The sequence below is a fragment of the Cupriavidus sp. H18C2 genome, from assembly GCF_049393795.1.
GTDB classification, from domain to species: Bacteria; Pseudomonadota; Gammaproteobacteria; order Burkholderiales; family Burkholderiaceae; genus Cupriavidus; species Cupriavidus pauculus_C.
In genome coordinates this window covers 3,192,424-3,217,655 of the sequence record NZ_CP186010.1, presented here as the reverse complement: position 1 = coordinate 3,217,655, position 25,232 = coordinate 3,192,424, and the positions used below count along the sequence as shown (strand labels likewise).

The window sequence follows — 25,232 nt, the reverse complement described above, 5'->3', positions numbered from 1 at the left end:
ACTCCGGTGATGACCGAGCCGCCCGGCAGGAACCCCCGGTCCGGAGCGGGCTCCAACGCGGAGCCGTTTTCCAGGAGTGTGTTTTGAGATTTGCTCTCGCCGGGCTGGCTGCTGCCGCCCTGCTGGCGACGTCCGTCGCCCATGCCGCGCCGCCGGCCAAGCCTGCCGCGGCACCCGCCCAGCCGGCGCCGGCCCCCGCCGCCACGCCGAACCTAGAAGGCAAGGACCGGTTCTCGACGATGCTCGACACGCTGGAGATCGGCAGCCCGCTGCCAGCGCTGCCCGACTGCGCCGACCACCGGACGCCCGACGGCAAGGACGTGACCGCCTACTGCGTGGAACTACGCGGCGACGGCGTGATGCGCCAGGTGGGCGTGCCGCGCGACGTGCGCCCCGCGTTCATGGACGGCCCGCGCCTCGTGGCGCTGGTCGACGGCAACGCGCTGGTGGGCCTGATAGTGCCGACCGACGGCTTCCGCTCGCAGGACGCCGCCGCGCAGGCGCTGAACGCGCGCTACGGCAAGCCGTTCCGCCAGGAAATGGCCGACATGAAGGACAAGGCCGGCAAGGCCGTCCGCACGATCCACGCGGGCTGGCTGCGCAAGCCGCTGACCGTCGAGCTGTACGCGATTCCCGAGGACCCGTCCGAAGGCACCATCGAACTGCTGCTGCCGCAGGCGCGCGCGCTGATGGCCAATCGCGACGCCGAGGTGGCGAAGTCGCTGGCGCCGCCCGCGTCCGGCGCGGCGGCCAAGGGCGCCAAGCCGGAAAAAGCCGAGAAGGCCGCCGACAAGAAGGCGCCGCCCAAGCCCGTCAATCCCGGTAGCTGGTAAGCCACCTCCCCTCCGCCTCAGCCAGCCGCGCGGCGGCGGTCGATCTTGCGTGCCAGCACGATCGACGTCGTCGTGTGGTTGACCCCGTCGAGCATGCCGATTTCGTCGAGCAGCTTGTCCAGCCGCGCGTGCGTGTCGCAGCGGATCACGGCCATGTAGTCCACCGGGCCACTCACCGAATTCAGTTCCTCCACCTCGGGCAGCCGCTGCAGCGCCTTGACCACGGCCGGCGCGGCCTTGGGCTGCACCGACAGCCCGCAGAACGCCAGGATCGCGTGGTCCTCCATCTGGCTGCCCAGCCGCACCCCATAGCCGGCCACCACGCCGGTCCGCTCCAGCCGCGCGATGCGTGCCACCACGGTGGTGCGCGCAATGCCCAGCACGCGCGCCAGGTTGGCCGCGCTCTCTCGCGCGTTGGCCTGCAGCAGCGCCAGCAGGTGCCGGTCGGTCGGGTCGAGGTCAGCCATGGTCGTCGATGACGTTTCGTCAAATTACGATGTCGATGCGACCGATTATGCCGGGCTTTCGTCAATCTTGTGGCTACAAAACGTGCGCGGCGCTGCCCATACTGAAGCCATCCCAGACGAATTCCTGACGGAGACAGCCATGCAGCCATCCACGCTGGGTCCCGCCGCCGTGCGCGACCTGACCCTCGCCCCGCGCCCGCTTTCGGTGGTCGTGCTCGGCGCCGGCAAGATCGGCCGCGTCATCGCCACGATGCTGGCCGACACCGGCGACTACCGCGTCTGCCTGGTCGACCATGACGCCCACCGGCTGGACGGCCTGCCGCGCGGCATTGCGGTGCGCGCGGGCGATCCGACCGAGCCGGGCACCTGCGCCGCGCTGCTGGCCGGCGCCGACGCGGTGCTCAACGCGCTGCCGTTCCACGCGGCCATCCACGTGGCGACGGTGGCCGCGCGGCTGGGCGTGCACTACTTCGACCTGACCGAGGACGTGGCGGCCACCCACGCCATCCGCGCGCTGGCGGCCAACGCGCGGTCGGTGCTGATGCCGCAGTGCGGGCTGGCGCCGGGGTTCATCGGCGTGGTGGGGCATGACCTCGCGCAGCGCTTCCTGCAAGGCGGCGGCGAGCTGCTGGACCTGCGCATGCGCGTGGGCGCGCTGCCGCGCTATCCCAGCAACGCGCTCAAGTACAACCTGACGTGGAGTACCGAGGGGCTGATCAACGAGTACTGCAACCCGTGCGAGGCCATCGTCGACGGCCGCCGCGTGGAACTGCCCGCGCTGGAGGGGCAGGAGACGTTTGCGCTGGACGGCGTCGAGTACGAAGCCTTTAATACATCGGGCGGCCTGGGCACGTTGCCGGACACGCTGGCGGGCCGCGCGCGGCAGGTGGACTACAAGTCGATCCGCTACCCGGGCCACTGCGCGCAGATGAAGCTGCTGCTGAACGACCTGCGGCTGCGCGAGCGGCGCGACTGGCTGCGCGAGATCTTCGAGCACGCCATTCCCGTGACCGCGCAGGACGTGGTGGTCGTGTTCGCCAGCGCCACGGGCCACCCGCCCGGCGTGCGCGGCGAGGGCCGGCGCGGGCCGCTGACGCAGGCGTCGTTCTCGGCCCGGATTGGCGGCGTCGACAACTTTGCCGGCATCGGCCACGTGAACGCGATCCAGCTCACCACGGCGGCCGGCATCTGCACCGCGCTGGACCTCGTGGCCACCGGCGTGCTGCCGCAGGCCGGCTTTGTCCGCCAGGAAGCCATGCCGCTGGACCGCTTCCTGGCCAACCGCTTCGGCCAGCATTACGCCCGGCACCCGCTACAGGAGACGCTTGCATGAACGCGCAACCCTTTGCATCGACATTCGCCACCTGCTGGCAGGACCTGGGCCTGGCCGCGCCGCCATGGACCGCCGCCGCGCCGGGCGGGGCCGGCACACTGGCCGTGCGCTCGCCCATCGACGGCGAGGTCTTCGGCCAGTTGCCGGTCTGTTCGCCGGCCGATGCCGACGCGCGCATCGCCCGCGCCCACGCGGCGCAAAGCCTGTGGGCGCTGACGCCGGCGCCGGCGCGCGGCGAGCTGGTGCGCCGGCTTGGCGAGGCGCTGCGCACGCACAAGGCCGCGCTGGGGCGGCTGGTGTCGATGGAGGCCGGCAAGATCCTGCAGGAAGGGTTGGGCGAGGTGCAGGAGATGATCGACATCTGTGACTTCGCGGTGGGGCTGTCGCGGCAACTGCATGGGCTGACCATCGCGTCCGAGCGGCCGTCGCATGCGATGCGCGAGACCTGGCATCCGTACGGCCTGTGCGGCGTGATTTCCGCGTTCAACTTCCCGGTGGCCGTGTGGGCGTGGAACGCCGCGCTGGCGCTGGTCTGCGGCAATGGCGTGGTGTGGAAGCCGTCGGAGAAGACCCCGCTCTGCGCGCTGGCCGTGCAGGGCCTGCTTGATCGCGTGATCGCCGACCATGCGCCGCAGTTTGCCGGGCTGGCCTGCGTGCTGACCGGCGGGCGGCAACTGGGCCAGGCGCTGGTCCAGCATCCGTCAGTGCGGCTGGTCAGCGCCACCGGCTCCACGCGCATGGGCCGCGAGGTGGGCATGGCCTGCGCCGCGCATTTCAAGCGGACGATCCTGGAACTGGGCGGCAACAACGCGGCCATCGTGGCGCCGTCGGCCGACCTGGAGCTGACGATCCGCGCGATGACGTTCGCGGCGGCCGGCACGGCGGGCCAGCGCTGCACCACGCTGCGCCGCGCGTTCGTCCACGCGGACCGGATCGAGACCGTCGCGCAGCGGCTGCGGCAGGTGTATGCGCGGCTGCCGGTGGGCGATCCGCTGCAGGACGGCACGCTGGTCGGGCCGCTGATCGACGCGGCCGCCGGTGATGCCATGGCCAATGCGCTGGCCAGTTGCCGCGCGCAGGGCAACGTCGTGCACGGCGGCGAACGGCTGCTGGCCGACCGCTTTCCGCGCGCCTGCTACGTGCGGCCGGCGCTGGTGCTGACCGACACCCAGCACGACACGATGCTGACCGAAACCTTCGCGCCGATCCTCTACCTGATGCCGTACACGTCGCTGGACGAGGCCATCGCGCTGAACAACGCGGCGTCGCACGGGCTGTCGTCGTGCATCTTCACCGAATCGCTGCGCGAGGCCGAGCGGTTCCTGTCGGCGGCGGGCAGCGACTGCGGCATCGCCAACGTCAACATCGGCACCAGCGGCGCCGAGATCGGCGGCGCGTTCGGCGGGGAAAAGGCCACCGGCGGCGGGCGGGAATCGGGCTCCGATGCGTGGAAGGGCTACATGCGGCGCGCCACCAATACCGTCAACTACGGCGACACGCTGCCGCTGGCGCAGGGTATCCGTTTCGACGTCTGAGCGGCCGCCGGACTTACATCCACGCAGGCGTTGCGAATCGTAACAAGGGTTACAGCGCCTTGACGCTGTATTACCAGACCCGCCCGTATAACGTTCTCAAGAACAGTGCATTGCCATGCGTCAATGCCGAACAAGGAAACTGCAATGAGAACGAGATCGATTGTCCTGGGTCTGGCCGTGACCGGCGCCGCCATGCTGGGCGGCTGCGCGGTCTATCCCACGCCATACGGCCCCGCCGTGGCCCCCGCGCCCGTCGCCGTGGCCCCGGCCCCGGTCTACGTGCCGCCGCCCACCGTGGTGGTGCGGCCGGCGTACGGGTACTACGGCGGGTACTACGGCCGGCGGTATTACAGGCATTGGTGAGGGGGAGCGGGAGAGCCAAGGCGCGCAGCAAAGAGCCGCGGGGCAGCGCGCGCCCCAAACTGGCTCCCCTCTCCCGCTGGCGGGAGAGGGGAGCTTGCTGCTTGCCGCTCGCGCAAGCTCAGTTCCCACCCCCATTCAACCCCATCCACCCCGGCGCCAGCCGTTCGCCCACGTCGCGCAGGTCCACCAGGTCGAGCACGCGGCCGATCGTGTGGTCGACCAGTTCTTCGATGGTCTGTGGTTTCTGGTAGAAGCCCGGGACGGGCGGGAAGACGATGCCGCCCATCTCGGTGACGGCGGTCATGTTGCGCAGGTGGGCCAGGTTCAGCGGGGTTTCGCGGACCATCAGCACCAGCTTGCGGCGCTCCTTGAGCGTGACATCGGCGGCGCGCGTGATCAGGTTGTCCGAGAGGCCGTGGGCCACGGCGGCCAGCGTGCGCATGGAGCAGGGCGCCACGATCATTGCGTCGGCGCGGAATGACCCGCTGGCAATCGTCGCGCCGATGTCGCGCACGTTGTGCACCACGTCGGCCAGCGCTTCCACGTCCGCGCGGCCGATGTCGAGTTCGTGCTGCAGGTTCATGACGCCGGCGGGCGACATCAGCAGGTGGGTTTCCACCGTCGCCACGTCGCGCAGCACCTGCAGCAGCCGGACGCCGTAGATGGCGCCGGTGGCGCCCGTGATGGCGACGATCAGCCGTTGCGGCGCGCCGCCCTGGTTCACAGGCATGATGGGTCCGGCCGTGTTCAGGCCTTGAGCAGCGACTGCAGTTCGCCGTTCTGGTACATCTCCATCATGATGTCCGAGCCGCCGATGAACTCGCCGTTCACGTACAGCTGCGGAATCGTCGGCCAGTTGGCGTATTCCTTGATGCCCTGGCGGATGCCCTCGTCCTCGAGCACGTTGACCGTGGTCGGCGCGTCCACGCCGCAGGCCTTCAGGATCTGGATCGCGCGGCCCGAGAAACCGCACATCGGGAACTGCGCGGTGCCCTTCATGAACAGCACCACGGGGCTGCCCTTCACGATCTGGTCGATCTTCTGTTGTACGTCACTCATGATGAAAACGTTCCGGTTGCATGGGGATGGGCGGATTTTACCGGAATCGCGTCCCGGCATCAGGGTGCGGCTCGGGCCGGCAGCCGCCCGCCGCTGCACCGCTCGTTGCCGCCCAGGTCGCGTGCGGTAAAGACCTCGGCAAAGCCGGCCGACGTCAGCAGGTGCCGTGTGGCGTAGCCCTGGTCGTAGCCGTGCTCCATCAGCAACCAGCCGCCCGGCACCAGGTGCGCCGGGGCGCCGGCCACCAGGATGCGCAGGTCGGCCAGGCCGTCCTCGTGGTCGGTCAGCGCGTCGATGGGCTCGAAGCGCAGGTCGCCTTCGGCCAGATGGGGATCGCCCGCGGCGATGTACGGCGGGTTGCTGACGATCAGGTGGAAGTGCTGCGCCGGTGGCAGCCCCTGGTACCAGTCGGATACCAGGAAGCGGATGTTGTCGGCCTGCAGCGCGCGCGCGTTGTCCTGCGCCACCATCAGCGCGCCGCGCGAGATGTCGGTGGCCCAGACCTCGGCGTCGGGCCGCTCGCGGGCGATGGTCACGGCCAGCACGCCCGAGCCGGTGCCCATGTCCAGCACGCGCGGCGCCGGCACGCCGGCCAGCCGGGCCAGCGCGGCCTCGGCGGCCACCTCGGTGTCGGGGCGGGGAATCAGCACGTCGGGCGTCACGCGGAACGTGCGGCCGAAGAATTCGCGCTCGCCCAGCAGGTAGGCCATCGGCTCGCCCGACAGCCGCCGCGCCAGCAGCGTGGAGAATGCATCATGTTGTGCGTCATTGAGGTGCTCTGCGTCGCGCGTGATCAACTGCGTGCGCGTGTAGCCGGTGACGTGGGACAGCAGCATGCGGCCCTCCAGCATCGGCAGGCCGGCCATCGCAGCCAGCGACAGCGCCTCGCGCAGCGTGGGAGTGGAGGGGAGGGGCGGCGGGTCGCCCGGTGCATTCGAGGACATCGGCGGTACTGGCGGTACGTCTGGGATTTCCGGCCATTCGCAAAAAACCCCGCCGGGCGGGAGCCAGACGGGGTTCTTGCGCGGCGCTGCATTCAGGCGCCAGTGTAAGCCGTTTTCAGCGGCCGGCGCTGGCGCGCGAGCGATTACTTGTTGACGGCGTCCTTGGCCTTGTCGGCCGTGGTGTTGACGGCGTCCTTGGTCGCTTCCTTGGCGTTGGCCATGGCGTTGCCGGCATCGATGCGGGCCTTCTCGGCGGCGGCCGAGACGTCCGAGGCGACACCGCTGGCGGCGGCCTTGGCGGCGTCGGCGGCATTCGCGGCGGCGGCAGCGGCGTCGCTGGCGGCGGCCTTGGCCGATTCGGCGGCGCTTTGCATCGCGCTGTCGGCATTGGTTTGCGGAGCCTCTTCCTTCTTGCCGCAGGCGGCGACGGAAATGGCGGCGGTGAGCATCAGCACGGCGAGCAGCTTGTTCATGATTTCATCCTTAGTGTCTGTTGGAGGAGTGGACATCCAATCCAGACTTCGAGGCCCCCGGGCGTCCGACACCGGAAAGTGACGTATCGGGGTGGTCTGGTCGAAATCGATTATAGACAGCGCGTTATGACAGGCCAGTGCTGTTTCAAGCATTTACCTCGGTTACAAAGTCGCCCGTTCAGCCCTCGTCGCCCAGCGCGGCAAGCTGGTCGGCCTGGTGCTCGGCGGCCAGCGTCGACACCAGTTCGTCGAGGTCGCCGTCCATGATCATGTCGATCTTGTACAGCGTCAGGTTGATGCGATGGTCGGTCACGCGGCCCTGCGGGAAGTTGTACGTGCGGATGCGGTCGCTGCGGTCGCCCGAACCGATCAGGTTGCGCCGCGTGCTGGCCTCCTTGGCCTGCGCCGCGCGAAGCTGCCCGTCCTTGATGCGCGCGGCCAGCACCTTCATGGCCTTTTCCTTGTTGCGATGCTGGCTGCGGTCGTCCTGGCATTCGACGACGATGCCGGTCGGCAGGTGGGTCAGGCGCACGGCCGAATCGGTCTTGTTGACGTGCTGGCCGCCGGCACCGGACGCGCGAAAGGTGTCGACGCGCAGGTCCGACGGATTGATCTCCACCTCGCCCACCTCGTCGGCCTCGGGCATCACGGCCACGGTGCAGGCCGACGTGTGGATGCGGCCCTGCGCCTCGGTGGCCGGCACGCGCTGCACGCGGTGGCCACCCGATTCGAACTTGAGCTTCGAGAACGCGGCGGCGCCGGCAATGCGGACGATCACCTCCTTGTAGCCGCCCAGGTCCGAGCCCGATTCGCTCATGATTTCCACCTGCCAGCGCTGGCGTTCCGCATAGCGCGTGTACATGCGCAGCAGGTCGGCCGCGAACAGCGCGCTTTCCTCGCCGCCGGTGCCGGCGCGGATTTCCAGCAGCAGGTTGCGGTCGTCGTTGGGGTCTTTGGGCAGCAGCAGCGTCTGCAGCGACGTTTCCAGCGTCTCCAGCCGGGCGCGCGCGGCGCCGATCTCGTCGGCCGCGAAGTCTTTCATCTCGGGGTCATCCAGCAGCGCCTGCGCGGTGGCCAGGTCTTCCTGCGCCTGGCGATACTGGCCGTACTGCTCGGCCACCGGCGACAGCTCGGCATGCTCGCGCGACAGCCGGCGGTACTGGTCCATGTCCGACGCCGCCTTTTCGCTGGCGAGCAGGGCGCTGACTTCGTCGAGTCGCTCGGCCAACTGGTCGAGCTTGTGGAGCATGCTGGGTTTCATCGGTAGCGGAATCGGGATGCTGGGACGCCGGTGGCGGGGCCGGGGCGCTGGAAAGGGGGACGGGCGGAGACGACAGCCCGGCGCTGGCAGGCCAGCGCGGCAGGGACGGCGCGGCTAGCGCTCGGAGTGGCTGCTGTGGCGGAACAGACCGGGCACCAGGCGCAGCAGCGCCTCGCGGTCTTCGCCCTGGGTGTGGTTCAGCGCGTGCGTGGGGCCGTGCAGGAACTTGCGCGTCAGCGCGCCGGACAGCGCCTCCAGCACGGCGGCGGGGTCGTCGCCCCGGGCCAGCATTTTGCGTGCGCGTTCCAGCTCGGCCTGGCGGATGGCCTCGCCGCTGGACTGCAGTTCGCGGATCACCGGCACCACGCTGCGCGTTTCCAGCCAGTGCATGAAGTTCTGCACGCGCGATTCGATGATGGCCTCGGCCTGGGCCACGGCGGCCTGGCGCAGCGCGTTGCCCTCGCGGACCACGGCGCCGAGGTCGTCGACGGTGTACAGGAAGACGTCGTTCAGCCGGGCGACTTCGGGCTCCACGTCGCGCGGCACGGCCAGGTCGACCATCATGATCGGGCGGTGCTTGCGGCGCTTGACCGCGCGCTCCACGGCGCCCAGGCCGATGATCGGCAGCGAACTGGCCGTGCACGACACGACGATGTCGAACTCGTGCAGCCGCTCGCCCAGGTCCTGCAGGCGGATGGCCTGCGTGGTCAGGCCCTGCTCGGCCAGTTGTTCCGCCAGTTTCTCGCCGCGTTCGACGGTGCGGTTGGCCACCACTACCTGGCGCGGCTTCTGCGCGGCGAAATGCGTGGCGCACAGCTCGATCATCTCGCCGGCGCCGATGAACAGCACCCGCTGCGTGGACACGCTTTCGAAAATCCGCTGCGCCAGCCGGACCGCCGCGGCGGCCATCGACACCGAATGCGCGCCGATCTCGGTCTGGCCGCGCACTTCCTTGGCCACCGCGAACGTGCGCTGGAAGAGCTGGTTCAGGTACGTGCCCAGCGCGCCGGCCTCGCCAGCGGTGCGCACGGCGTCCTTCAACTGGCCGAGAATCTGGGTTTCGCCCAGCACCATCGAGTCAAGCCCGCTGGCTACGCGGAACGCATGGCGCACGGCTTCGGACTGGGGCAGGGCGTACAAATGCGGGGCCAGTTCACCGGCAGGCACGTTGTGATGCTGGGCCAGCCAGCGCAGCGTGTGCTCGAAACCGTCCTGGCCCGGCTGCAGCACGTCGGTGGCGCAGTAGATCTCGGTACGGTTGCAGGTGGACAGGATGGCGGCCTCGGTGCCGCTGCGGCCCGCCAGATGGGTACGCAGCGTACCCAGGGCCGGTTTGATCTGCTCAAGCGGAAACGCCACACGTTCGCGGAGCGAGACGGGTGCCGTGGTGTGATTGATACCGATCGCGAGCAGTTGCATTTGTGGGGTTGGGTTGCCATCCGGAACGGTGCCGGAAGCGATGGCCATTATACCGCCCCGTTACAAAGTTGCAGGGAACCGCGGCACCCGGAGCGCGGTGCAGTATCGTTACGACCGGTCCACATTTGCGGTGGATCAAACGACACGGGAGGAAGGATGTTCGGATTGGTTTTTGTCGGCGCCGTGGTGGGCCTGGCCGGCCGATGGTTGCACCCGGCCGGCCGCGTCGTGACCGTGCCGGCCGCGCTGGGCCTGGGGATCGGCGGCGCGCTGGTCGCGTTCTACGCCGGGCGCACGGCCCACCTGTTCACCGACGGCCAGATCGTCGGATGGGGCGCGGCCATTGCCGGCGCGGCGCTGGCCGTGGGCATCTACGGCGTTGTGCGGCCGCGACGGTAACGGCAAAACTACATAAAAATCAGCAATCTGCGATGCGCCGGCGCGCCTGATCGTCGAGGAATCGCGCCAGGATCGCGCTGGAATAGTGGCTGGCGATGTCCCGAAGGAAGGCCGGGAAATCCACATGTGCCGTATCGTCCGCCCGGTCGGACACGGTGCGCAGCAGCGCGTAAGGCACGCCGTATTCGTGGCAGATCTGCGCCAGCGCCGCGCCTTCCATTTCCACGGCCTGCACGCCGGGCAGCGCCTGCCGCAGCGCGGCCACCTCGGACGGGCAATCGATGAACTGGTCGCCGCTGGCGATCATCCCGACATGCAGCCGGGGCGTCTCGATGCCGAAGCGGGCCAGCACGCTGGCCGGCACCTCGGTGGCCAGGTCGTCACGCAGGAAATCGGACGCCGCTGTCCGCAGGGCGGCCGTCAGCGCCGGGTCGGCCGGAAACGTGGCGCGGCCCAGCAGCGGCACCTCGTGGCGCGGAAACAGCGGCCGGGCGTCCATGTCGTGCTGGATGGCCTGGTCGGCCACGACGATGTCGCCGACCCGCACGCCATCGCCGACGCCACCGGCCAGCCCGGTGAAGACGATCCCATCCACCCCGAACTCGCGGATCAGCGTCACCGTGGTCGCCGCCGCGGCCACCTTGCCCACGCGCGACAGCACCAGCACCACCGGCTGGCCGTGCAGCGTGCCGCGGTAGTAGTCGCGCATGCCGATGGTGGTGCAGGTGGCGCGGGCGTCTTCATGGCGCATGGCGGCGATCAGGCCGTCCACTTCGTCGTGCAGCGCGGCAAGGATGCCAAGGGTCATGGTGCTGGGGGGGCGGGATGCGGAAGGCCGCCAGCATACCGGCGCGCCGGGCGCGGCGAAAGTCGGCCGCCACTGTGGGAATCGCGCGACAAGATTGCTTACAACCGTGACCAATTGTGTTGTCAGCAATACAAGACGCTACAATCTCGCTCTTTATTGAAATGCGAGTCATTCGCATTCCCGTTTCCAAAAGCAAGAGAGAGAAGAGATCCATGTCTGTCCGCGCCCGGGGCCGCATCCGCCGCTCGCACGCCATTCCGTTGACCACGCTCGTCCTGAGCCTGCAAGCCGCCAGCCTGGCCAGCGCCCAGGAACAGCCGCCCGCCGGCGAGGCCGCCCACCACAGCCTGCCGGTGGTCACGGTCAGCGGCAGCAATGCGCCGGAATCGCCCACCGGGCCGGTCCATGGCTTTGTCGCCCGGCAGGCCGTGACGGCCACCAAGACCGACACGCCGATCGTCGAGACGCCGCAGTCCATCACGGTCATCACGCGCGACCGCATCGAGATGCTGGGCGCGCAGTCGGTGGCGCAGGCGTCCGGCTACACGGCTGGCGTGACGACGGCCGGGTTTGCCAACGACAACCGGACCGACACGATCAAGATTCGCGGCACCGATTCCACCCAGTACCTGGACGGCCTGCTCAACGCCGTGAGCTTCTACAACAACACGCGCCCGGACCCGTACTCGCTGGAGCGCATGGAAATCCTGAAGGGCCCGTCCGGCATGCTGTACGGGCAGGGCGCGGTGGGCGGCATCGTGAACCTCGTGTCCAAGCGCCCGCAGGCCGAGGCGGCGCGCGAGATCGGCGTGAGCTTTGGCAACTACAACCGCAAGCAGATCCAGGCCGACTTCACGGGCCCGATCGACGCCGACGGCAAGTGGCTGTACCGCTTCGTGGCGATGGCGCGCGACAGCGACACCTCGGTGGACTACGCCAAGGACAACCGCTACTTCATCGCCCCGTCGCTGACCTACCGGCCCAACGCCGACACGTCGTTCACGCTGCTGGCCAACTTCCAGAAGGACGACAGCAACACGATGATCGGCTTCTTTCCGTGGCGCGGCACGCTGCTGGGCAACCCGGCCGGGCAGATCCCGCAGAGCTTCTTCGTGAGCGAGCCGGGCTTTGACAAGTACACGGCCGAGCAGCACGCCATCGGCTACCAGTTCTCGCACCAGTTCAACGACACCTTCACGGTGCGCCAGAACCTGCGCTACTCGCACAGCAGCGTCGACTACCGCAGCATCTACACCACCGGCTTCACCGGCGCCACGCACGGCTGGGTGCCCGGCAGCGACACGCTGCTGCGCCGCGTGGTCTACCTGAACCAGCCGACGCTGAACCAGCTTGCCATCGATACCCAGGGCCAGGCCAAGTTCCGGACCGGCACGGTCGGCCACACGCTGCTGGCCGGCTTCGACTACCAGAACAACGAGATCACCGGCCGCACCGGCGTGGGCGGCGTGGCCGCGCCGATCAACGTGTTCAACCCGGTGTACGGCAACTACACGGCGCCCGCGTCCACGCGCGACCTGGACCCGGCCAAGCAGATCCAGACCGGCATCTACCTGCAGGACCAGCTCGAATGGAACAAGTGGCTGCTGATGCTGGGCCTGCGCTACGACTGGTCGCGCGCGTCGCAGGACAACCAGCCGCAGGGATCGCGCGACGACAACCAGCTCACCAAGCGCTTCGGGCTGATGTACCGCACGGACATGGGCCTGAACCCGTACGTCAGCTATGCCGAGTCGTTCCAGGGCCAGGCGGGCTTCAACAACGCCGGCCAGGCGTTCAAGCCGCTGGAAGGCAAGCAGTGGGAAGTGGGCGTCAAGTACCAGCCGCCCGGCAAGAACATGACGCTGACGGCCGCGCTGTTCGACATGCGCGAGCAGAACCGCAAGGTGGCCGGCGTGGTCAATGGCCGCCCGGACACCGTGCAGGCCGGTGAAGCCCGCACGCGCGGCGCCGAACTGGAGGCGCTGGTGTCGCTGGGCCGGCTGGACCTGATCGCCGCGTACACGTTCCTGAACGCCAAGGTGATCGAGGGCTCGCCGGCCGAGCAGGGCCAGCGGCTGGCCAGCATCCCGACCAACACGGCGTCGCTGTGGGCCAACTACCGCTTCAGCCTGTTCGAGATCCCCGGATTCCTGGCCGGCGCGGGCATGCGCTACAACGGCCCCAGCACCGACGGCACCGGCAACAACCGCGTGGGCGGCTTCACCGTGTTCGACGCCGTGCTGGCCTACGACCGCGGCCCGGTGCGCGTGTCGCTGAACGTCAACAACCTGTTCGGCAAGGAATACGTCTATAGCTGCATCGCGCGCGGCGACTGCTTCTTCGGCACGGCGCGGACGATCGTCGGCAACGTGACCTACCGCTTCTGACCGGCGCGATCTGGCCGGCGGATTCCCCGGGGAGACTTTGGCGCACCGGTTTGCTAGCATGCAGGCCATGCCGATTACCCGGGGGAACGCTGGTTGGACACCTTCACTTCTCGCCGCACCATCCAGCAGGCGCTGGCCGACTGGCGCAGCCGGGGCCGGCTCGGCGCCGACGACCTGCTGGCCGCCTGGGCCCCCACGCTGCCCGGGCGCGCGCACTGGCACCACTGGCTGGACCGCGCGCTGCTGATCCTCGGCACGGCGCTGCTCTGCGCCGGCGTGATCGTCTTCTTCGCCTTCAACTGGGCGGCCCTGCACAAGTTCACGAAATTCGGCCTCGTCGGCGGTCTGCTGACGGGGCTGGCGGCGCTGGCGCTGCTGCGGCCGGCGGGCGACCCCATCGGGCGCGCCGCGCTGGCCGGCGCGCAGATCGTGTCCGGCGTGCTGATGGCCGTGATCGGCCAGACCTACCAGACCGGCGCCGATGCGTGGCAGCTCTTCGCGCTGTGGACGCTGCTGGCGGTGCCCTGGGCGCTGGCGGCGCGCGCGGCGCCGCACTGGTGGATCGTGCTGGTCGTCGGCAACGTGGCGCTGCTGCGTTACTGCAGCGTGCAGCTTGGCATCGGCGGCATGCTGGACCTGCTGTTCTCGGGCCGGGATGCGCGCGCGACGGTGCTGTTCCTGCTGGCGATGTCGATCGTCCAGCTTGCGGCGTGGTATGTGCTGGCCGCGCGCGCGGGCCGCTGGGGCTTTGCCGGCGTGGCCGGGCCGCGGCTGATCGGCCTGATGGCCTGCGGCTACGCGGGCTGGCTGGGCGTGATGAGCGTGCTGACGTCGCAGCCCAGCGTGCCGGTGCTGCTGGCCAGTTGCGTGGCACTGGCGGGCCTGGGCGCGTGGTTCCGCTGGCGCGCGTTCGATATCGTGGTGCTGAGCCTGGCCTGCCTGACCGGCATTGGCGTCATCGTCACGGCGGCCGGGCGCTGGCTGGCTGACCTGCATGGGGACTTTGGCACCTTCCTGCTGCTGGCCCTGCTGACCATCGGGCTGGCCGTGGCGGCGGCCACCTGGCTGCTGCGCGCGTGGCGGTCGACGTCGGGGAGCGCGGCATGAATCCGGACCAGATCGAACGCTCGCTTTGGCAGCGGCTGGCCGCGCGCGGCGCGGTGCAGGGCGATTTCACGCCGACGCTGCGCACGCCGTGGCCCATCCGCCTGCTGATGGGCGGCGCGGGCTGGCTGGGCGCGCTGTTCTTCCAGATGTTCCTGATCGGCACCGTGTTCGCCGCCGCGCGCGGCAACGGGCCGGCCATGGCCATCACCGGGCTGGTGATGATCGGCATCGCCATCGTGCTGTACCGCCTGACCGCGCGCGACGGCGGCCGCATTGCGCTGGGACAGTTCGCGCTGGCGCTGAGCCTGGGCGGGCAGGGTCTGGCGATTGCCGGCGTGGGCGAGGCCATCGGCTTCCACAGCTTCCTGCAGGTGGCGCCGTTCTGGCTCGGCATCGCCGTGTTCGAGGCGGTGCTGTTCGCGGCCGTGCCGGACCGGCTGCACCGCTTTCTGGCCGCGCTGGGGGCCTGGGTGGCGCTGGCCGTGGCCGCGTGCATCGGGCTGGGCGACGTCGTCGCGCCGCGCTGGACGGCGGTGCCGATTGCGCTGGCGCCGCTGTCGGCCGCCGCGTTCGCGCTGGTGCTGGCGTTCGTGCTGCGCGAGGACGCCATCGCGGCGCGCGGCCGCCACGACCTCTGGGAACCGGCCGCCGACGCCACGCTGCTGGGCGCGCTGGCCGCCGCGCTGGTGGTCACCGGGCTCGCGCATCCGGCCGACCTGCTGTTCGGCACCAGCACGGTCTGGCGCGGCCACGGCGCGTGGCTGGCTGGCGCGCTGCTGGGCGCCGTGCTCGTGTCGCTGGTATTGATCGAATGCAAGCGGCTGGCCTGCGCGCCGCCGCTGTGCGCCGCGCTGCTGGGGCTGGCCATTGCGTTCAGCGCGCTGATGGTGTACGCGCCGGCCGTCACGGCCGGGGTGCTGGCGCTGGCCCTGGCGTTGCGGCGCGGGTCCCGGCCCTGGCTCGGTCTGGCCATCGCCACGGTGCTGATCGGCTTTGCCTGGTACTACGGCACGCTGCACTGGACGCTGCTGGCCAAGTCCATCACGCTGGCGGCGGCAGGGGCGCTGCCGCTGGCCGCCCGGGCCGTGCTTGCCCGCCTGCCGCGCAAGGAGACCGCCGCATGAAACGCTGGATCATCGTCGGATGGCTGCTGGCCATGGGCGTGGCGCTGGCTGGCATCGTCGGCAAGGAACGCCTGATCGCGCGCGGCGAGGTGGTCTACCTGCGGCTGGCGCCGGTGGACCCGCGCTCGCTGATGCAGGGCGACTACATGGCGCTCCACTTTTCGGTGGCCGACGCGGTGCGCGTGGCACACGGCTCCGAACAGACCCGGCTGGCGCGCGAGGAACGCATCGTGATCCGCCGCGACGACCGCCAGGAGGGCCACTTCGTCCGGCTGGACAAGGGCGAGCCGCTGGCGCCCGGCGAACTGCTGCTGCGCGTGCAGAACGTGCCCACGCGCTGGGGCGGCAACGGCGTGCAGGTATCGACCGATGCATGGTTCTTCCAGGAAGGCCAGGCCGACCGCTACGCCCGCGCCCGCTTCGGCGAATTTCGCGTGGACGCCAGCGGCCAGGCGCTGCTGGTGGGAATGCGGGATGAACGGCTGGCGCCGATGTAGGCGCGCCGGCCGCCAGCGCGACGCAAAAGAAAAATGCCCGGGAAGACCGGGCATTCTTGCTGGCGCGGAGTGTGGCGCGGATCAGACGTTGAACAGGAAGTTCATCACGTCGCCGTCGTGCACGACGTATTCCTTGCCTTCGGCGCGCATCTTGCCGGCTTCCTTGGCGCCGTTTTCGCCCTTGTACTGGATGTAGTCGTCGTAGGCGATGGTCTGGGCGCGGATGAAGCCGCGTTCGAAGTCGGTGTGGATCACGCCGGCCGCCTTCGGGGCGGTGTCGCCCACGTGGATGGTCCAGGCGCGCACTTCCTTCACGCCGGCCGTGAAGTACGTCTGCAGGCCCAGCAGCTTGAAGCCGGCGCGGATCACGCGGTCCAGGCCCGGCTCTTCCATGCCCAGGTCGGCCAGGAATTCGGCCTTGTCGGCGTCGTCCAGGTCGGCGATCTCGGCCTCGATGGCGGCGCAGACGGCCACCACGGGCGAGCCGGTGGTCTTGGCGTGCTCGCGCACGGCGTCCAGGTGCGGGTTGTTCTCGAAGCCGTCCTCGCGCACGTTGGCCACGTACATCGTCGGCTTGGCGGTGATCAGGCAGAACGGGCGCAGGGCGTCCCATTCCTCGGGTGCCAGGTCCAGCGTGCGCACGGCCTTGGCCTGGTCCAGCACCGACTGTGCCTTTTCCAGCACGGCCACCAGGCGCTGGGCTTCCTTGTCGCCGGCGCGGGCCGGCTTGATGTAGCGGGCCAGCGCCTTCTCGACGGTGGTCAGGTCGGCCAGCGCCAGTTCGGTGTTGATGACCTCGATGTCGGACAGCGGGTCGACCTTGCCGGCCACGTGGATCACATTGTCATCCTCGAAGCAGCGCACCACGTGCGTGATGGCGTCGGTCTCGCGGATGTTGGCCAGGAACTGGTTGCCCAGCCCTTCGCCCTTGGACGCGCCGGCCACCAGGCCCGCGATGTCGACGAACTCGACCGTCGCCGGCAGGATGCGCTCGGGCTTGACGATCTCGGCCAGCCTGGCAAGCCTCGGATCCGGCACTTCCACCACGCCCACGTTGGGCTCGATGGTGCAGAACGGATAGTTTTCGGCGGCGATGCCGGCTTTCGTCAGGGCATTGAACAGCGTGGACTTGCCGACGTTGGGCAGGCCGACGATGCCGCATTTGAGGCTCATGGTGTCAGGCGGGAAATGGCGAAACCCGTATTCTAGCGGATGGCCGGCGCCGGCCGAGGCCGCGATGCACGCCGGCGCGCCCGGCCGGGGGCGCCCGAAGGCCCGGGGGCAGCGCGGCCGATGCCGCCGCGGTCACGTCGCTATAATCCAGCCATCCGCACCCGCCGCGCCGTCGCCCAAGCGACGCCGCCATATCGATGTCGTCGAATCCTTCCTCCCGCTTCCAGATCGCCGTGGTCGGCGGTGGCATTGTCGGCAAGGCCTGCGCGCTGCTGCTGGCGCAGCAGGGCATGCAGGTGGCGCTGGTGGCGCCCCGGCCCGCCGCCGACACCGCCCGCACCGGCGACGACGACTGGGACAGCCGCATCTACGCCTTCTCCGCCAGCTCGCAGGCCCTGCTGGACCGCCTGCGCGTGTGGGAGGCGCTGGACCCCGCCCGCGTGCAGCCGGTGCGCGACATGCGCGTGTTCGGCGACCAAAGCGCGTCGGAGTCAGACCCCTCGCCCGATGGCGACCTCCATTTCTCGGCCTACGCCGCCGCCGTGCCGCAACTGGCCTGGATCGTCGAATCGGGGCATGTCGAGCGGGTGCTGGACACCGCGCTGCGCTTCCAGCACCAGGTGACGTGGTTCGACGACACCGCCGAACGGCTCGACCGCGACCTCGACGGCGTGACGCTGACGCTGGCCGATGGCCGCCGCGTGCGCGCCAGCTGCCTGGTCGGCGCCGACGGGGCGCGGTCCTGGGTGCGCCAGCAGTGCCATATCGGCACCACCCAGCGGCGTTACCGCCAGCTTGGCGTGGTGGCCAACTTCCGCTGCGAACTGCCGCACCAGGAAACCGCCTGGCAGTGGTTCCTGGGCGCCCCGGAAAAGCTGATGGCCGACGAGGAACCCGCCAACGGCGAGATCCTGGCCATGCTGCCGCTGCCCGGCAACCGCGTGTCGATGGTCTGGTCCGCCGACGAGGCCCACGCCCGCGACCTGCTGGCGCTGACGCCCGAGGCACTGGCCGCCACGGTGGCGCAGGTGGCCAGCGGCGCCGTGGGCGCCCGCTTCGGCACCCTGCGCTGCATCACGCCGGCGCAGGGCTTTCCGCTGATGCTGCAACGGGCCGATCACTTCGCCCAGCCGCACGTGGCGCTGGTGGGCGACGCGGCGCACGTCGTGCATCCGCTGGCCGGGCAGGGCATGAACCTGGGCCTGCGCGACGTGGTGGAGCTGGGCCGCGTGATGGCCGACAAGGAGCCGTTCCGCCACGAGGGCGACCTGCGGCTGCTGCGCCGCTACGAGCGCGCGCGCGCCACCGACCTGCTGTCGCTGACGGCCGCCACGGACGGCCTGCACCGGCTGTTCTCGCTGCCGGGCACGCCGGCCCGCATGGTGCGCAACCTCGGCATGCGCGCCGTGGGCGGCCAGGGGCTGCTCAAGCGGCTGCTGATCAGCCGCGCACTGGGCTAGGCCGCCGATGCCCACAATTGCGCGTTCCACGATTTACCGATGACATCGCCGCCGGCACACTGACCGGCAAACCGCTACCTGGAGTCAATATGTTGCAACTGTTCCGCCGCCGACCCGCCCGCCTTGCCGCGATCGTCGCCTGCGTCGGCGGCCTGGGCGCCGCCGGCTACGCCCTGCACGCGCTGGCCGCGGACGAGCCGGGCACGGACAAGATCAAGGCGTCGATCCAGCGCATGCTGGGCGGCCGCGCCGAGGTGAAGAGCGTGACCAAGGCGCCGGTGCCGGGGCTGTACGAGGTCAACGTCGGCGGCCAGCTCGTCTACACCGATGCCACGGGCCGCTACATCCTCAATGGCGAGCTGATCGACACCAGGACGAACACCAACCTGACCGAGGAACGGCTGGCCGAGATCAACAAGATCAAGTGGTCGGACCTGCCGCTGTCGCGCGCCATCAAGTGGACCAAGGGCGACGGCAGCCGCACCGTGGCGGTGTTCTCGGACCCGAACTGCGGCTACTGCAAGAAGATCGAGCAGACGTTCCAGCAAATGGACAACATCACGGTCTACACCTTCCTGTACCCGGTGCTGTCGCCGGACTCGGCGGTCAAGTCCAGGCAGGTCTGGTGCGCCACCGACCGCACCAAGGCGTGGCGCGACTGGATGCTCAACCACACGGCGCTGACCGGCAACGGCAGCTGCAAGACGCCGGTGGACGAGAACCTGGCGCTGGGCCAGAGCCTGAACATCACGGGCACGCCGGCCGTCTTCTTTACCGACGGCACGCGCATTCCGGGCGCGGCGGACGCCGCCACGCTGGAACGCAAGCTCGCCAGTCTCAAGAAATAACGACGACGCCGGACCCCGCCGGCTGACGCGAACGGCCGGCCCAGTCCGGCCGTTTTGCATGGCCGGATCGACCTACGACAATCGGGAGACACCCCATCATGACCTTCCAGGCGCTGCTGCTGACCCAGGCCGACGACAAATCCACGCAGGCGCAGATGGCCCAGCTCGACGAGAGCCAGTTGCCCGCCGACGGCAACGTGCTGGTGGCCGTGGACTATTCGACGATCAACTTCAAGGACGGGCTGGCCATCACGGGCCGCTCGCCGGTGGTGCGCAAGTGGCCGATGGTGGCCGGCATCGACGGCGCGGGCACCGTGCTCGATTCCAGCGACCCGCGCTGGAAGACCGGCGACCGCGTGGTGCTGAACGGCCACGGCGTGGGCGAGACGCACTGGGGCTGCCTGGCGCAGCGCGCGCGGCTCAAGGGCGAATGGCTGGTCAAGGTGCCCGATGCGTTCACGACGCGGCAGGCCATGGCGATCGGCACGGCTGGCTACACGGCCATGCTGTCGGTGCTGGCGCTGGAACGCGGCGGCGTGAACGGTCCGGTGCGGCCCGGCGATGGCGATGTGCTGGTGACCGGCGCGTCGGGCGGCGTGGGGTCGGTGGCCATCGCCATCCTGTCCAAGCTGGGCTACCGCGTGACGGCGTCCACGGGCAAGACGGCCGAGGCCGACTTCCTGCGCGCGCTGGGCGCGGCCGACGTGATTGACCGCGCCGAACTGGGCGCGCCGGGCAAGCCGCTGCAGAAGGAACGCTGGGCCGCCGTGGTGGATTCGGTCGGCTCGCACACGCTGGTCAACGCCTGCGCCCAGGTGCGCTACGGCGGCGTGGTCACGGCGTGCGGGCTGGCGCAGGGCATGGATTTCCCGGCGTCGGTGGCGCCGTTCATCCTGCGCGGCGTGACGCTGGCCGGCATCGACAGCGTGATGGCCGCGATGCCGCTGCGCGAGACGGCCTGGAAGCGGCTGGCGCAGGACCTGGCGCCAGACCGGCTGCAGGCCATCACGCAGGAGATCCGGCTGGCCGATGCCATCGACGCCGGCCGGCGCATCGTGGAAGGGGGCATGCGCGGCCGCGTGGTCGTCGACGTGAACGGCTGACCCCGGCGGCCGGCCGCACCGCCCGTCCCCGGGCGCCCCGGGGCGTGACGCTACAATCGAGACCATGACGCCGATCCGCTACGCCATCGCCCCGCTTCAACCGGAAGCCCACCTGTTCGCCGTGACCGTGACGGTGGACGTCCCCGACCCGGCCGGCCAGGTCTTCACGCTGCCCGCGTGGATCCCGGGCAGCTACATGATCAGAGATTTCGCACGCAATATCGTCCGCATCCGCGCCGATGCCGGCCGCGTGCGCGTGCCGCTGACCAAGCTGGACAAGCAGACCTGGCTGGCCGCGCCGTTGCCGGCCGACGCCGGCCCGCTGACACTGAGCTACGAAGTCTATGCGTGGGACCTGTCCGTGCGCAGCGCGCACCTGGACACCACGCACGGCTTCTTCAACGGCAGCTCGGTGTTCCTGCGCGTGGTGGGGCAGGACGACCGGCCGTGCCTGGTCGATATCCACCCGCCGGCCGGCGACGCCTATGCCGGCTGGCGCGTGGCCACGGCGCTGCCCGAGGCGCGCGGCCCCGGCGGCGCGCGCCGCTACGGCTTTGGCCGCTACCAGGCCAGCGACTACGACGAGCTGATCGACCATCCCGTGGAAATGGGCACGTTCGCGCTGGGCAGCTTCCGCGCCTGCGGCGTGCAGCACGACGTGGTGTTCACGGGCCGCGTGCCGCAGCTCGACATGCCGCGCATCTGCCGCGACCTCAAGCGCATCTGCGAGGCGCAGATCCGGCTGTTCGAGCCCCGCTCGGCCCGCGCGCCGTTCCTGGACAGCAACCGCCGCTACGTCTTCATGACGATGGTCACGACCGACGGCTACGGCGGGCTGGAACACCGTGCCAGCACCGCGCTGATGTGCGCGCGCAGCGACCTGCCCGTGCGCGGCAACGCCGAGACCAGCGAGGGCTACCGCACGTTCCTGGGCCTGTGCAGCCACGAGTATTTCCACACCTGGAACGTCAAGCGCATCAAGCCGGCCGCGTTCGTGCCGTACCGGCTGGAGGCGGAAAGCTACACGCCGCTGCTGTGGCTGTTCGAGGGCTTCACCAGCTACTACGACGACCTGATCCTGGTGCGCACCGGGCTGGTCACCGAGCAGCAGTACGTCGACATGCTGGCCAAGACCTGGAACGGCGTGCTGCGCGGCACGGGCCGCACCAAGCAGAGCGTGGCCGACAGCGCGTTCGACGCCTGGACCAAGTACTACCGCCAGGACGAGAACGCGCCGAACGCCATCGTCAGCTACTACACCAAGGGGTCGCTGGTGGCGCTGGCGCTGGACCTGACCATCCGCGAGAAGACCCGCGGCCGCCGCTCGCTGGACGACGTCATGCGCGCGCTGTGGCAGCGCTACGGGCGCGACTTCTACGCGCCGGGCGCCACGCAGCGGGGCGTGACCGAGGCCGAGGTGTACGCGCTGATCGACGAGGTCAGCGGCCTGAAGCTGGGCGGCCTGCTGCGCGCGCTGACCGAGGGCACGGGCGAGATCGGCCTGCCGGCGCTGTTCCGCGGCGTGGGGCTGGTGGCCGAGCCGCAGAAGCCGAACGGCGCCGCCGCGCTGGGCATCAAGACCCGTGGCGACGATGGCTGGGTGCGCGTGAGCCAGGTGCTGGACGGCGGGGCCGGGCAGCGCGCGGGGCTGTCGGCCGGCGACCTGATCGCCGCCGTGGATGGCCTGCGCGTGGCGCCGGGGCAGCTCGACAAGCTGCTGGCGCGCTACCGCCCCGGCGACCGGGCCGAGCTGCACGTGTTCCGCCGCGACGAACTGCAGGTGCTGCCCGTGACGCTGGCGCGCGAGCCGGCCACGCAGTACAAGGTCAAGGTCGAGGCCGGCAGGCATGCCGGGCGGGCGCGCTGGCTCGGCCAGTAGCCGCCCCGTCACCGCGCCGTGGCCATGATGGCGACGGCGCCGCCGCCTCTCCACCCGCCCCCATCGCCCCATGGAATACGCGCACGACCCCCGCACATTCCTGTTTTCGCACTACATCTACCGTGGCCTGCGCTCGGCCACGGGCGTGATCGGCCTGACGCTGCTGGCCATGCCGTTCATGGACCTGCCCAGCGCCATGGTGGTGTCCGTGGGCGCGCTGTGCACGAGCCTGATGGACCTGCCGAGCCCGCTGCCGCACAAGTTCAACGAGATGCTGGCGAGCGTGCTGCTGTGCACCGCCGTCACGGCCATCGTGGCGCTGGCCACGCCGTTCCCGCAGGTGCAGCCGTTCGTGCTGGTGCTGGTCACGTTCCTGGCCGGCATGATGACGGTCTACGGCAACAAGACCATGCCGCTGCAGTTCTCGATGCTGTTCGTCATGACGCTGACGATCAACGAGGAATTCGTGGTGCGCAAGGCGCTGTCGCACGCCGCGCTGTTCGGCATCGGCGCGTTCGGCTACCTGGTCTACGCGATGGCCGTGAGCTGGCTGATGGAGCGCCGCACGCGGCAGCAGATCCTGGCCGAATCGCTCTACGAGATGGCCGGCTACCTGGAGATCAAGGCCGCCTTCTACGACGCCGGCACCGACTACGACGAGCAGTTCAACCGGCTGGTGCGCCAGCAGATCGTGGTGGCCGAGCGCCAGCAGGCCGCCCGCGACATGGTGCTGCGCGGCAACAAGACCCCGCACGACGGCCTGCTGGTGCAGGTGCACCTGCGCATGCTGGACCTCTACGAATACCTGCTGTCGACCAACACCGAGTACGCCCTGCTGCGCCAGACGTTCGGCGGCACGCCGGTGCTGGACGGCCTGCGCCGGCTGGTGCTGGGCCTGGGCAAGGACCTGGAGGAGATTGCCTACGACGTGACGCGCGGCAGGCCGTCGTACAGCGCGTTCGACTACCGGCCCGACCTGAAGAAGGTAGAGGACGAGATCGACCAGCTTCGCCACCATCACGTCTCGCCGGCGGCCATGAACGCGCTGCGCGACACGCTGGAGATGATCCGCGGCGCCATCACGCTGGTCGGCCAGTTGCACGAGGCGTCGCGCACGCCGGTGGAGCCGGCCAAGGTGCTGCCCGGATCGGACATGACGCCGTTCCTGACGCGCCAGAAGTACGAGTTCGCCGTGGTGCGCGACAACCTGCACTGGCGCTCGCCGGCGTTCCGCTTCGCGCTGCGGATCACGCTGGCCGTGGCCGTGGGGCTCTGGATCGGCGACCGCCTGCCATATGCGTCGCACAGCTACTGGATACTGCTGACCATCGTCGTGATCCTGAAGCCGAACTTCAGCATGACCAAGCAGCGCTACAACGACCGCCTGATCGGCACGCTGATCGGCTGCATCATCAGCGTGGGTATCCTGCGCTGGGTGCACGAGCCGCTGGCGCTGATCGCCATCCTGTACCTGGCGCTGGTGGCCAGCGCCGCGTTCGTGACCATCAAGTACCGCTACACGGCCATCGCCGCGTGCGTCCAGGTGCTGATCCAGATTAATCTGCTGATCCCGGGCAGCCAGACCGTGGTGGGCGAGCGGCTGGTGGACACGGTCATCGGCGGCATCATCGCGTCGATCTTCAGCTTCGTGCTGCCGAGCTGGGAGTACCGGTCGATCCCCAAGCTGGTGGAGAACGTGCTGCAGGCCAACCGCCGCTACATCGCCGCCACGCGCGACCTGCTGACGCGCAAGGCATCGGACGACTTTGCCTACCGCGTGCAGCGCAAGCAGTTCATGGACAACCTGTCGGCGCTGATCGGGTCGTTCCAGCGCATGCTCGACGAACCGCGCAGCCGGCACCGCGCCGTGGACAACCTGAGCCGCTTCATCGTCCAGAACTACCTGGTGGCCGCCCACGTGGCCGCCGCGCGCATCCAGGTGCGGCAGCACTATGGCGAGCTGGATGTGCCCGCGGCCGAGGCCGCCATCGACCAGGCCACCGACGCCGCGCTGCGCTCGCTGACGCTGGCCAGCGAACGCCTGGCCGGCGAGGAGCGCCACGGCCCGCGCGGGGCAGGCTTCATCCGCACCCCGGTGGAGGCCGCCGTGGCGGGCGTGGAACTGGCCCCCGAGCCGGCCACGGCGGAAAAGCCCGAGGCAACCGCGCCAGCCGAAGAGGACGCCAGCGAACGCCGCGCCCGCATCGCCGACTCGGCCGACCGCCGCAAGGCCGACGTCCTGGCCCAGGCCGCCGCCGCCGGCGAGATCGGCGCCAACGAACCGCTGCAGAAATCGCAGGACCAGCACGCCGCCACATCGGCCAGCGCCTCGGGCCGCCCCGCCAACGCCCTGCTGGAAAGGCGCCTGCGCGCGCTACGCGAAGACGCAGCCAAGATCGCGCTGCGCACCGGGGCAATCGGACGGGCCGTGCGCATGCCGTTGAAGGGGTGATGGCGTACGGATTGGCTGGGGGTTTGCAATCCAGCGGGCCGCCTGAGCCATCGCGCGGTTTGGCGGAGCAAACCAGCGGGGCCGCCTGAGCCATCGCACTGTTTTCGCTCCCCTCTCCCACAACGTGGGAGAGGGGCTGGGGGAGAGGGCGTTGAGGATCTGCTTGCCGACCAGGTCGCAATTAGAGCCGCCGGCCCTCTCCCCCAACCCCCTCTCCCGCAAGCGGGAGAGGGGAGAAAACCAGCAGCGACGCCTGAGCCATCGTACTGTTTCGCTCCCCTCTCCCACAACGTGGGAGAGGGGCTGGG

General features: G+C 69.8%; 23 protein-coding genes. 14 read left to right on the top strand and 9 right to left on the bottom strand.

Going from position 1 to position 25,232, the window contains the following annotated elements; translation table 11 throughout:
• The first annotated feature begins 83 nt into the window (after window positions 1–83).
• On the top strand, window positions 84–833 hold the full coding sequence (locus EPAKOI_RS14585; protein WP_313840071.1) for a hypothetical protein: 750 nt from the start codon (window positions 84–86) through the stop codon (window positions 831–833).
• A gap of 17 nt (window positions 834–850) precedes the next feature.
• Here EPAKOI_RS14585 and EPAKOI_RS14580 read toward each other — a convergent pair whose 3' ends face one another.
• Window positions 851–1,300, bottom strand: a complete 450-nt coding sequence (locus tag EPAKOI_RS14580) for an Lrp/AsnC family transcriptional regulator (protein ID WP_124683126.1) — start codon at window positions 1,298–1,300, stop codon at window positions 851–853.
• Window positions 1,301–1,439: 139 nt separating this feature from the next.
• On the opposite strand from EPAKOI_RS14580, the gene EPAKOI_RS14575 reads away from it, so the two are divergent.
• From EPAKOI_RS14575 to EPAKOI_RS14565, 3 genes are all read left to right on the top strand, one after another.
• Complete coding sequence (locus EPAKOI_RS14575) at window positions 1,440–2,633, top strand: saccharopine dehydrogenase family protein (protein ID WP_124683127.1); 1,194 nt, start codon at window positions 1,440–1,442, stop codon at window positions 2,631–2,633.
• The gene (locus EPAKOI_RS14570; protein WP_423192494.1) at window positions 2,630–4,168 is read left to right on the top strand and encodes an aldehyde dehydrogenase family protein; all 1,539 of its coding nucleotides are present in this window, start codon (window positions 2,630–2,632) and stop codon (window positions 4,166–4,168) included. Before EPAKOI_RS14575 ends, EPAKOI_RS14570 begins: the two co-directional genes overlap by 4 nt.
• Before the next feature lie 144 nt (window positions 4,169–4,312).
• Window positions 4,313–4,531, top strand: coding sequence for a hypothetical protein (locus EPAKOI_RS14565; RefSeq protein WP_172966025.1), 219 nt, complete (start codon window positions 4,313–4,315; stop codon window positions 4,529–4,531).
• A gap of 118 nt (window positions 4,532–4,649) precedes the next feature.
• Here the strand turns inward: EPAKOI_RS14565 and EPAKOI_RS14560 are convergent, their stop codons facing one another.
• The 6 genes from EPAKOI_RS14560 to hemA all read right to left on the bottom strand — a co-directional run bounded on the left by EPAKOI_RS14560 (window position 4,650) and on the right by hemA (window position 9,687).
• The gene (locus EPAKOI_RS14560; RefSeq protein ID WP_423192493.1) at window positions 4,650–5,261 is read right to left on the bottom strand and encodes a UbiX family flavin prenyltransferase; all 612 of its coding nucleotides are present in this window, start codon (window positions 5,259–5,261) and stop codon (window positions 4,650–4,652) included.
• Window positions 5,262–5,278: 17 nt separating this feature from the next.
• The gene (gene grxD / locus EPAKOI_RS14555) at window positions 5,279–5,590 is read right to left on the bottom strand and encodes a Grx4 family monothiol glutaredoxin (protein WP_008650878.1); all 312 of its coding nucleotides are present in this window, start codon (window positions 5,588–5,590) and stop codon (window positions 5,279–5,281) included.
• Between the two features lie 59 nt (window positions 5,591–5,649).
• Window positions 5,650–6,534: a peptide chain release factor N(5)-glutamine methyltransferase gene (prmC, locus tag EPAKOI_RS14550; RefSeq protein WP_423192492.1), complete on the bottom strand. Its 885-nt coding sequence runs from the start codon at window positions 6,532–6,534 to the stop codon at window positions 5,650–5,652.
• A 143-nt stretch (window positions 6,535–6,677) separates the two neighbouring features.
• Window positions 6,678–7,007 carry a hypothetical protein gene (locus EPAKOI_RS14545; protein ID WP_124683132.1) on the bottom strand — a complete coding sequence of 110 codons (330 nt, stop codon included), beginning with the start codon at window positions 7,005–7,007 and terminating at the stop codon, window positions 6,678–6,680.
• A 178-nt stretch (window positions 7,008–7,185) separates the two neighbouring features.
• Complete coding sequence (gene prfA, locus EPAKOI_RS14540) at window positions 7,186–8,268, bottom strand: peptide chain release factor 1 (protein ID WP_124683133.1); 1,083 nt, start codon at window positions 8,266–8,268, stop codon at window positions 7,186–7,188.
• Between the two features lie 114 nt (window positions 8,269–8,382).
• Complete coding sequence (gene hemA, locus EPAKOI_RS14535) at window positions 8,383–9,687, bottom strand: glutamyl-tRNA reductase (RefSeq protein WP_124683134.1); 1,305 nt, start codon at window positions 9,685–9,687, stop codon at window positions 8,383–8,385.
• Window positions 9,688–9,843: 156 nt separating this feature from the next.
• On the opposite strand from hemA, the gene EPAKOI_RS14530 reads away from it, so the two are divergent.
• The gene (locus EPAKOI_RS14530) at window positions 9,844–10,086 is read left to right on the top strand and encodes a hypothetical protein (protein WP_423192491.1); all 243 of its coding nucleotides are present in this window, start codon (window positions 9,844–9,846) and stop codon (window positions 10,084–10,086) included.
• Window positions 10,087–10,105: 19 nt separating this feature from the next.
• Here EPAKOI_RS14530 and EPAKOI_RS14525 read toward each other — a convergent pair whose 3' ends face one another.
• On the bottom strand, window positions 10,106–10,894 hold the full coding sequence (locus EPAKOI_RS14525; RefSeq protein WP_423192490.1) for a 5'-methylthioadenosine/adenosylhomocysteine nucleosidase: 789 nt from the start codon (window positions 10,892–10,894) through the stop codon (window positions 10,106–10,108).
• 212 nt (window positions 10,895–11,106) lie between these two features.
• On the opposite strand from EPAKOI_RS14525, the gene EPAKOI_RS14520 reads away from it, so the two are divergent.
• From EPAKOI_RS14520 to EPAKOI_RS14505, 4 genes are all read left to right on the top strand, one after another.
• On the top strand, window positions 11,107–13,281 hold the full coding sequence (locus EPAKOI_RS14520; RefSeq protein ID WP_124683137.1) for a TonB-dependent siderophore receptor: 2,175 nt from the start codon (window positions 11,107–11,109) through the stop codon (window positions 13,279–13,281).
• Between the two features lie 93 nt (window positions 13,282–13,374).
• Complete coding sequence (locus tag EPAKOI_RS14515; protein ID WP_423192489.1) at window positions 13,375–14,388, top strand: DUF2157 domain-containing protein; 1,014 nt, start codon at window positions 13,375–13,377, stop codon at window positions 14,386–14,388.
• Window positions 14,385–15,512 carry a DUF4401 domain-containing protein gene (locus EPAKOI_RS14510; protein WP_423192488.1) on the top strand — a complete coding sequence of 376 codons (1,128 nt, stop codon included), beginning with the start codon at window positions 14,385–14,387 and terminating at the stop codon, window positions 15,510–15,512. The genes EPAKOI_RS14515 and EPAKOI_RS14510 overlap by 4 nt, the downstream gene beginning before the upstream one ends.
• On the top strand, window positions 15,509–16,009 hold the full coding sequence (locus tag EPAKOI_RS14505) for a GDYXXLXY domain-containing protein (RefSeq protein WP_124683140.1): 501 nt from the start codon (window positions 15,509–15,511) through the stop codon (window positions 16,007–16,009). Before EPAKOI_RS14510 ends, EPAKOI_RS14505 begins: the two co-directional genes overlap by 4 nt.
• 81 nt (window positions 16,010–16,090) lie before the next feature.
• Here the strand turns inward: EPAKOI_RS14505 and ychF are convergent, their stop codons facing one another.
• A complete protein-coding gene (gene ychF / locus EPAKOI_RS14500) occupies window positions 16,091–17,182 on the bottom strand; it encodes a redox-regulated ATPase YchF (protein ID WP_423192487.1) in 1,092 nt (363 codons plus the stop codon).
• A gap of 197 nt (window positions 17,183–17,379) precedes the next feature.
• Here ychF and EPAKOI_RS14495 point away from each other — a divergent pair, with 197 nt between their 5' ends.
• The 5 genes from EPAKOI_RS14495 to EPAKOI_RS14475 all read left to right on the top strand — a co-directional run bounded on the left by EPAKOI_RS14495 (window position 17,380) and on the right by EPAKOI_RS14475 (window position 24,924).
• Window positions 17,380–18,642, top strand: coding sequence for a UbiH/UbiF family hydroxylase (locus tag EPAKOI_RS14495; protein ID WP_423192486.1), 1,263 nt, complete (start codon window positions 17,380–17,382; stop codon window positions 18,640–18,642).
• 89 nt (window positions 18,643–18,731) lie between these two features.
• The gene (locus tag EPAKOI_RS14490) at window positions 18,732–19,490 is read left to right on the top strand and encodes a DsbC family protein (RefSeq protein WP_124683143.1); all 759 of its coding nucleotides are present in this window, start codon (window positions 18,732–18,734) and stop codon (window positions 19,488–19,490) included.
• 98 nt (window positions 19,491–19,588) lie between these two features.
• Window positions 19,589–20,593 (top strand): MDR family oxidoreductase, encoded by a 1,005-nt coding sequence (locus EPAKOI_RS14485; protein WP_423192485.1) that lies wholly within the window; start codon window positions 19,589–19,591, stop codon window positions 20,591–20,593.
• A 64-nt stretch (window positions 20,594–20,657) separates the two neighbouring features.
• On the top strand, window positions 20,658–22,472 hold the full coding sequence (locus EPAKOI_RS14480) for a M61 family metallopeptidase (RefSeq protein ID WP_423192484.1): 1,815 nt from the start codon (window positions 20,658–20,660) through the stop codon (window positions 22,470–22,472).
• A 70-nt stretch (window positions 22,473–22,542) separates the two neighbouring features.
• Window positions 22,543–24,924 (top strand): FUSC family protein, encoded by a 2,382-nt coding sequence (locus tag EPAKOI_RS14475; RefSeq protein WP_423192483.1) that lies wholly within the window; start codon window positions 22,543–22,545, stop codon window positions 24,922–24,924.
• Window positions 24,925–25,232: the final 308 nt, after the last annotated feature.

Coding starts and splice junctions, on each gene's coding strand:
- prfA (WP_124683133.1), bottom strand. CDS start 8,268: ATGAAACCCAGCATGCTCCACAAGCTCGACCAGTTGGCCGAGCGACTC.
- hemA (WP_124683134.1), bottom strand. CDS start 9,687: ATGCAACTGCTCGCGATCGGTATCAATCACACCACGGCACCCGTCTCG.
- EPAKOI_RS14560 (WP_423192493.1), bottom strand. CDS start 5,261: ATGCCTGTGAACCAGGGCGGCGCGCCGCAACGGCTGATCGTCGCCATC.
- EPAKOI_RS14520 (WP_124683137.1), top strand. CDS start 11,107: ATGTCTGTCCGCGCCCGGGGCCGCATCCGCCGCTCGCACGCCATTCCG.
- EPAKOI_RS14545 (WP_124683132.1), bottom strand. CDS start 7,007: ATGAACAAGCTGCTCGCCGTGCTGATGCTCACCGCCGCCATTTCCGTC.
- EPAKOI_RS14495 (WP_423192486.1), top strand. CDS start 17,380: ATGTCGTCGAATCCTTCCTCCCGCTTCCAGATCGCCGTGGTCGGCGGT.
- EPAKOI_RS14490 (WP_124683143.1), top strand. CDS start 18,732: ATGTTGCAACTGTTCCGCCGCCGACCCGCCCGCCTTGCCGCGATCGTC.
- prmC (WP_423192492.1), bottom strand. CDS start 6,534: ATGTCCTCGAATGCACCGGGCGACCCGCCGCCCCTCCCCTCCACTCCC.
- EPAKOI_RS14525 (WP_423192490.1), bottom strand. CDS start 10,894: ATGACCCTTGGCATCCTTGCCGCGCTGCACGACGAAGTGGACGGCCTG.
- EPAKOI_RS14485 (WP_423192485.1), top strand. CDS start 19,589: ATGACCTTCCAGGCGCTGCTGCTGACCCAGGCCGACGACAAATCCACG.
- EPAKOI_RS14565 (WP_172966025.1), top strand. CDS start 4,313: ATGAGAACGAGATCGATTGTCCTGGGTCTGGCCGTGACCGGCGCCGCC.
- EPAKOI_RS14505 (WP_124683140.1), top strand. CDS start 15,509: ATGAAACGCTGGATCATCGTCGGATGGCTGCTGGCCATGGGCGTGGCG.
- EPAKOI_RS14530 (WP_423192491.1), top strand. CDS start 9,844: ATGTTCGGATTGGTTTTTGTCGGCGCCGTGGTGGGCCTGGCCGGCCGA.
- EPAKOI_RS14570 (WP_423192494.1), top strand. CDS start 2,630: ATGAACGCGCAACCCTTTGCATCGACATTCGCCACCTGCTGGCAGGAC.
- EPAKOI_RS14580 (WP_124683126.1), bottom strand. CDS start 1,300: ATGGCTGACCTCGACCCGACCGACCGGCACCTGCTGGCGCTGCTGCAG.
- grxD (WP_008650878.1), bottom strand. CDS start 5,590: ATGAGTGACGTACAACAGAAGATCGACCAGATCGTGAAGGGCAGCCCC.
- EPAKOI_RS14480 (WP_423192484.1), top strand. CDS start 20,658: ATGACGCCGATCCGCTACGCCATCGCCCCGCTTCAACCGGAAGCCCAC.
- EPAKOI_RS14510 (WP_423192488.1), top strand. CDS start 14,385: ATGAATCCGGACCAGATCGAACGCTCGCTTTGGCAGCGGCTGGCCGCG.
- EPAKOI_RS14575 (WP_124683127.1), top strand. CDS start 1,440: ATGCAGCCATCCACGCTGGGTCCCGCCGCCGTGCGCGACCTGACCCTC.
- ychF (WP_423192487.1), bottom strand. CDS start 17,182: ATGAGCCTCAAATGCGGCATCGTCGGCCTGCCCAACGTCGGCAAGTCC.
- EPAKOI_RS14475 (WP_423192483.1), top strand. CDS start 22,543: ATGGAATACGCGCACGACCCCCGCACATTCCTGTTTTCGCACTACATC.